Annotated in this window: 8 protein-coding genes and 1 tRNA gene; all 9 read left to right on the plus strand. The window is 44.8% G+C overall.

Annotation, left to right across the window (positions count from 1 at the left end; translation table 11 throughout):
- The first annotated feature begins 268 nt into the window (after positions 1-268).
- The 9 genes from BBW68_RS05935 (at position 269) to BBW68_RS05970 (ending at position 6006) form a co-directional block, all read left to right on the plus strand.
- A tRNA-Leu gene (locus tag BBW68_RS05935) sits at positions 269-350 on the plus strand.
- Between the two features lie 167 nt (positions 351-517).
- A complete protein-coding gene (locus BBW68_RS05940; protein WP_070134419.1) occupies positions 518-1789 on the plus strand; it encodes a tyrosine-type recombinase/integrase in 1272 nt (423 codons plus the stop codon).
- A 13-nt stretch (positions 1790-1802) separates the two neighbouring features.
- The gene (locus tag BBW68_RS05945; RefSeq protein ID WP_070134413.1) at positions 1803-2435 is read left to right on the plus strand and encodes a hypothetical protein; all 633 of its coding nucleotides are present in this window, start codon (positions 1803-1805) and stop codon (positions 2433-2435) included.
- Positions 2436-2785: 350 nt separating this feature from the next.
- Complete coding sequence (locus tag BBW68_RS16000) at positions 2786-3004, plus strand: helix-turn-helix transcriptional regulator (protein ID WP_261791499.1); 219 nt, start codon at positions 2786-2788, stop codon at positions 3002-3004.
- A gap of 32 nt (positions 3005-3036) precedes the next feature.
- Positions 3037-3279 (plus strand): hypothetical protein, encoded by a 243-nt coding sequence (locus tag BBW68_RS05950; RefSeq protein ID WP_070134414.1) that lies wholly within the window; start codon positions 3037-3039, stop codon positions 3277-3279.
- The gene (locus BBW68_RS05955; RefSeq protein WP_148127564.1) at positions 3221-3949 is read left to right on the plus strand and encodes a hypothetical protein; all 729 of its coding nucleotides are present in this window, start codon (positions 3221-3223) and stop codon (positions 3947-3949) included. Before BBW68_RS05950 ends, BBW68_RS05955 begins: the two co-directional genes overlap by 59 nt.
- Positions 3927-4925: a P2 family phage major capsid protein gene (locus tag BBW68_RS05960; RefSeq protein WP_420835329.1), complete on the plus strand. Its 999-nt coding sequence runs from the start codon at positions 3927-3929 to the stop codon at positions 4923-4925. The genes BBW68_RS05955 and BBW68_RS05960 overlap by 23 nt, the downstream gene beginning before the upstream one ends.
- Before the next feature lie 321 nt (positions 4926-5246).
- A complete protein-coding gene (locus BBW68_RS16005) occupies positions 5247-5624 on the plus strand; it encodes a host cell division inhibitor Icd-like protein (RefSeq protein WP_420835330.1) in 378 nt (125 codons plus the stop codon).
- A 52-nt stretch (positions 5625-5676) separates the two neighbouring features.
- Positions 5677-6006 (plus strand): hypothetical protein, encoded by a 330-nt coding sequence (locus BBW68_RS05970; protein WP_070134418.1) that lies wholly within the window; start codon positions 5677-5679, stop codon positions 6004-6006.
- Positions 6007-6016: the final 10 nt, after the last annotated feature.

Consider the following 6016-nt stretch of genomic DNA (forward strand, 5'->3'; position numbering starts at 1 on the left):
GTCCTAAGACTCTACCTCCATAACTCATTCTGCCACATCCATCGATGTCCTGTTTGCGTAGGGGCCGACCATTTTTATAGTCGGCCCGTCATACACCCATCACCCACCTGTCACCAACCGTTTTTCGTAGGAGGCGGGCATGCCTGCCCCGTTATTGTCTAACCCCAACGCATGTTTTTTCAGCACTCACACCCAGCACATGCGGAATGGTGTTGCGTATACAGGGAGTAACGGTATAATCCACAATGTTTTTCGCATACCCTTCAGTGCCGAAGTGGCGAAATCGGTAGACGCAGTTGATTCAAAATCAACCATCGAGAGATGTGCCGGTTCGATTCCGGCCTTCGGCATAAACCACTCTTCTTTTGACGTTTTTTGAAGTCTACTTTTATCAGTAAAACCCTTTAAAAATAATAGATTATAGTATTTTCTGGTCTTTTGAGGTCTCTTGTGGTCTACACCCCTTTGGGGGCATAATTGGGGGCATCCCACTTCGATCAGGATTTGTGCCCCCAAAATAAAGCTTAATGTTCGACAAATTGATACTGCAAAGCCAAAGGACAGAGCCTACAAGATGGCTGACGGCGGCGGGTTGTACCTTGAGGTATCCCCAAAAGGTTCAAAATACTGGCGTATGAAATATCGCCATCCATCTGATAAGAAAGAGGATCGGCTTGCTTTTGGTGTTTACCCAACAACAACACTCGCAGAAGCCAGAGTAAAGCGTGATACAGCGAAGAAGTTACTGTCACAAGGAATAGATCCAAAAGTTGAACAGAAGGGGGCAAAAGCTGAAACCGAGGGGGCATATTTATTTGAAACCATCGCCAGACAGTGGCACGCAAGTAATCTCACATGGAGTGAAGACCATCGCCGTCGTGTACTGCTGACACTGGAGCAGTATATTTTCCCTTCGATTGGCCAGCTTGATGCCCGAACGTTGAGAACCAGCCAGCTACTTATGCCCATTAAAGCTGTAGATGCCGCTGGTAAACATGACGTTGCACAGCGACTTCAACAGCGTGTGACGGCAATTATGCGTTTTGGTGTCCAGAATGACCTCTTACAATCTAACCCCGCCAATGATATGGCTGGAGCGCTTTTAAGCGTTAAAACAACTCATCATCCAGCATTACCACCAAAAAGAATACCTGAATTTCTTGAACGACTATCAAACTATAAAGGCCGGTTAATCACGCGCCTTGCAGTTGAATTAACATTGCTTACTTTTATTCGTTCAAGTGAGATGCGGTTTGCCCGGTGGAATGAAATTAATTTTGATCGCAGTGAATGGACTATACCCGGCATCCGTAAGCCCATACCCGGCGTAAAGCATTCTGAACGTGGAATGAAAATGAAGACTGAACATATCGTTCCTCTCAGTAAGCAGGCTTTAAATGTATTTCAACAGTTATATATATTGAGTGGCAATGGTGAAGTGATATTTCCCAGCGACCATGACCCTAAAAAAGTAATGAGCGAGAACACTATAAATAGTGCTTTACGTGTTATGGGGTATGACACCAAAACTGAAGTTTGCGGACATGGATTTAGAACGATGGCGCGAGGCGCTTTAAGTGAATCAAAGCTGTGGAATGATGATGCTATTGAAAGACAATTAAGCCACGTTGAACGTAAGCATGTTAAAGGTTCGTACATGCATACATCTGAATACATAGAAGAAAGAAAATTAATGCTTCAATGGTGGGCTGATTATATTGATGCCAACAAAGAAAAAACTATCTCTCCTTATGAGTTTGCGTGCATCCATAATATTACTACCCCTTAAGGTAAGGTGACTCATGAACAGTTTCGAAATGTTTATCAGACTGAATTACATAACCGCACGCGAAATGGCTTTTGTATTAATGGGGTTGGATTATGAGACCTTACAATCAAGTCTCATGGTTGAACAGTCTGCTGTCCACCAAAGAATTAGTCGCGCCATTTCAAGGAATGTTAATTATTATGAGAAAAGTGAAAGGAAACAAAATGTAAGTAAGGTGACTAATGCTGAGCATGTTTTAGCAGCCGCGTACCCATTTATTATTGAAGAGGTGACGCCACATCTAATTATTAAACATATTGATAAAGCAATTATGAAAATCACCCGTGAATCAGGATGGAAGGATAAGCTTGAAATGTTAGGTGGTGAATCTCTTCTTAATAGAGGAAAAACTCTCCACACAGGAGGGCGAGGCGATTATAAGAAAAATGATGAGGTTAAAGGCAACTATAAAATGATTGCCGTGTTAATTAGAATGCTTGCTGAAACTGGGAAGGCAAAGTATGGCTCATTCTCAAAACCATTAGTTAGTGAAATTTACAGTGACCTTGCTGAACTCTGTTCCCGTCATGGAGTTGATTTGAAGGGGCTTGCTGAATCAACCTTTTATAAAAAGGTAAAAGAAGCAAACAGTTTTATAAATGAGTAAAAATAACGAATCCAGTGGAATGCTGTATCAAACTACAGCAACCCACAACAAACTCCAGGAGCATGGTTTTGGATCCGTTAAGGATCCATAAGGGTCTGTAAAGACCTATAAAGCTTTGGTGATGAGAAAACGATGCTAGAACAGTCATCTATTATCTTCTAACCTTATGATTTTAATTGAAATAACTAATTTCATTTTAAAAGGTTTATTTTTAATAGAATCAACGTATTTCAGTATAATTCCATTTTTGTTAATAGAATCTACTTTCAGTAGAAACATCAAGTTTTGCCGTCTAAAGTCCACCGTGTACCACGAAATAACACACCGGAGGGCTTATCGATTTCGTTGATGTGGTTAAAAATAAACAGCGTCTTATCAAGACTAAAGATGTGTTGACGCGTGTTCAGCGTAGTAAGGCGTGGCTTTATAAACAGCTTAAAGCAGGTACGTTTCCTAAACCTGTACGAATTGGCTCGCGCTCCATCTCATTTGTTGAAAGTGAAGTCAACTATTGGATTGAAGAACGAATTTCTGCTTCTCGCGATAGCATTAAAACACGAGTGTCGTAATTTAGTTAATTATATAAATAAAAGGAACCTTTATGTTTATTCCGATTATTCCGGAAGGGATGAGTTTATCCCTGCCACCGTTCAATGACATTAATATGCGGATTATTCTTTCTTACACCATAGCAAAATTTACTGAGGATAAAAATGATTCCGGATTGATGGCGCGGCTGGCAGAAAATTTTCTTGCTGGGTCAGATGCGACCGTTAGCGGAAAAATTGAATACATTGACTGGCGTCAGTCTGCCCCTGCCGGATACCTCGCCAGAAGAAATTAATATGTTATTGGATCGTTGCTCTGCCATTTATAACCGCGAGACGGAGGAATATGACCGCTGTGAACGCGAATCCAGCAGAGCTGAGCATGCTTTGATGGCATTGAAACAGCCCGTTCAATCTGTCGCTGATTCCCGCAGTCGTAACAAATCGACAGTACACGATGCGCAAAGTGATTCAGAAAGAACGGCAGTTAACCTCATGAATCAGGGTGTGAGGGTTAATTATATGCGCGGTCTGGCCGGGCCACTTTATGACGAAGCGAGACGCTTTAATGAGATTGTGGATACCAAACGATGTCTGCCCCGTGCTCATCGTATTCCTGAAATTTTCACCCGCCGCAATGAGTTTTTATTTATTGCAGCCGCTGATACCTGCTATGCTATACGCTCATTGCGTCTTGCAGCGGAAGATATTATCAGGAAATGCACGCCACCAACGGATAAATATGAAGTTAACAATGGCGGCGTAATTAAAGCGCAGGCATATCGCCATTATTATCATACTGGCAACGACCTGTTGCGGTCAATTATCAGCGCAGACGACTACGCAAAATATATTGCGGAGTTTGGATGGTTTATGAAGGAAAGTCGTGAAGCGCTCATGTCAGAAGAACAACTGAATGAGTGGAAGAAAATGAATAAGGAAAATGAAAATGTTAACCATCAATAAGCCAAAGGCCGCAGAAGATTTTCATAAGCATTTTACACAGTCTGCCCGTTATTTACCCGGTAGTCGTTCATTTAGCATGTCCAGTGAACGGGAAAACATCATTCGTCTGGCCGTGCTGGAATCAGCCTGGATGATGGGGGAAATCACCGTGCTGGACGTCACTGCCCCGGATGGTCCGGCCATCGATATCGGTAACAGTTCCCTGCACACCGGGCGCGTTTACGGCGGGCGCTTCCGTAAGCATATGGCGGTGAATGGCACGGAGTTTACCCTTAGTGAAACCGACTCAAGCGCCAGTATTTCATTTGCTGAAATGTCCGCGCTCGCCAGTATCGGCCAGCAGGGATTGTTTGAAGAAAGCATGGGCGACTTTTTCGCGCAGGCTTACGCGCTGGATATGCTGCGTATTGGCTTTAACGGCAAGGCCATTGCGGAGACCACTGACCCGGAAGCCAACAAAAAAGGTGAGGACGTGAATATCGGCTGGCATGCGCTCGCCAGCCAGTTCAGCGACGGGAAACAGGTTATCAGCAAGCCGCTGAAAATCGGCGAGTCCGGCGACTGGAAGAACATCGACGCGCTGGCAAACCACCTTATTACTGAACTTATCGCGGAGCCGTACCGGGAAGATCCACGCCTTGTGGTGCTGGTAGGCGCTGAACTGGCGGCTAATCAGCGTCTGAAACTCTTTAATACCGCAGACCGTCCCGCCGATGTGAACGCCGCACAGATGGCGACAAGCTCCGTAGCTGGGCGCTTTGCTTTTATCCCGCCGTTTATGCCCGGTAAACGTCTGGCCGTCACCACGCTGAAAAACCTGCAAATCTACACGCAGGAGAATACCCGCTACTTCCGCGCCGAATTTGACGAGGAGAGGAAGGAATACACTCATGCTTATCTGCGTAATGAAGGGTACGCGCTGGGGAACCCGGAACTGTATGCCGCCGTCGATGAAACCGCTGTGAGCTTTGTCTGACGGTCTAAAACAGAACACAAAAAAACCCGCCAAATTGACGGGTTTTTCCGGGAATATCATCAGGCTGGCACCTGACTTCAAAGGAAGATTTATCATGACAGGTATTATGCATATGTTCAAGTGCGGAGGCTTCGTAATAAAGCTCTTGCGCTGCTCCCATTGGGCGGGGTATATTTCCAGCGTTGCCCCTCAATGGGCAACCGGGATTAGCAGCCCGTGTATGTTATCGGCGACGACAGACGCACCATGCGTCTTTTTTACGTCGCAACCAACGCCACAGTGCGCCATTTTATGGCGTGGTGTTACGTATCTGGTACAGGTTTGAATCGCTCTTTCCTGCGCCTTTCGTTACACTATGCCGCCTTGTCAATGGTAGCTCAGGCGGGGCAGCTTTCGGGCTGGCCGGTTTCCGATAACGCCGGTACTGCTAACCCCGTCTGGGCTATCGCCATCATGAAGATTAGCAGCTTCGGCGATAGCAACGATTACGCTGTTATCGGAGGTTGCCTTATGGCTTCGATCCCCACCCAAACTAACCCGCAATATACCTGGCTTTTCCTGGCCGTTCGTCGTGCTGATTTGCAGGACAAACCACACCGAAAGCAGATCACTGCACCCGATTATCCCTCTGCGCGACGACTTATCGCACGGGAATATGTTGCTGCCTATGCCGGGCGACTGCCCCTTATCCAGCACTAATAGTTCGGTATAAACAATGATATTGCTATGACCGCTACGGTCAGGAGGGGTTATGTCTCAAAATAATATTAATGAAAATAAGTCTGTCGATTCTTCTGAATGGTCTTTGCATAAAGATTATTTCTGCTTTATGTCAGAGGACAGTAAAAACAGACTTGATACTGTTTCTGATGTAATACTTTTAATGAGAGATTATCTAAATTACGTGAGTGATGATGAACATACATGTACTAAAGCACGAGGTATAGAGGCTATATGTATTCTCATTAGTGGGGAACTTGAAAATCTAAAATCAGAACTCAATTACCCCGGTGGGCTTTTTTCCGAATTTCAGGCTATGCACGGAATTAGTTTAATTAAGAAATACGGAATAAAAAACTAGGGGCTGTCCT

The sequence above is a fragment of the Candidatus Erwinia dacicola genome (assembly GCF_001756855.1).
GTDB classification, from domain to species: Bacteria; Pseudomonadota; Gammaproteobacteria; order Enterobacterales; family Enterobacteriaceae; genus Erwinia; species Erwinia dacicola.

Excerpts from the sequence above, each read along its gene's own strand:
- BBW68_RS05945 (WP_070134413.1), top strand. The coding sequence starts at position 1,803 with ATGAACAGTTTCGAAATGTTTATCAGACTGAATTACATAACCGCACGC.
- BBW68_RS05950 (WP_070134414.1), top strand. The coding sequence starts at position 3,037 with ATGTTTATTCCGATTATTCCGGAAGGGATGAGTTTATCCCTGCCACCG.
- BBW68_RS05960 (WP_420835329.1), top strand. The coding sequence starts at position 3,927 with ATGAAAATGTTAACCATCAATAAGCCAAAGGCCGCAGAAGATTTTCAT.
- BBW68_RS05970 (WP_070134418.1), top strand. The coding sequence starts at position 5,677 with ATGTCTCAAAATAATATTAATGAAAATAAGTCTGTCGATTCTTCTGAA.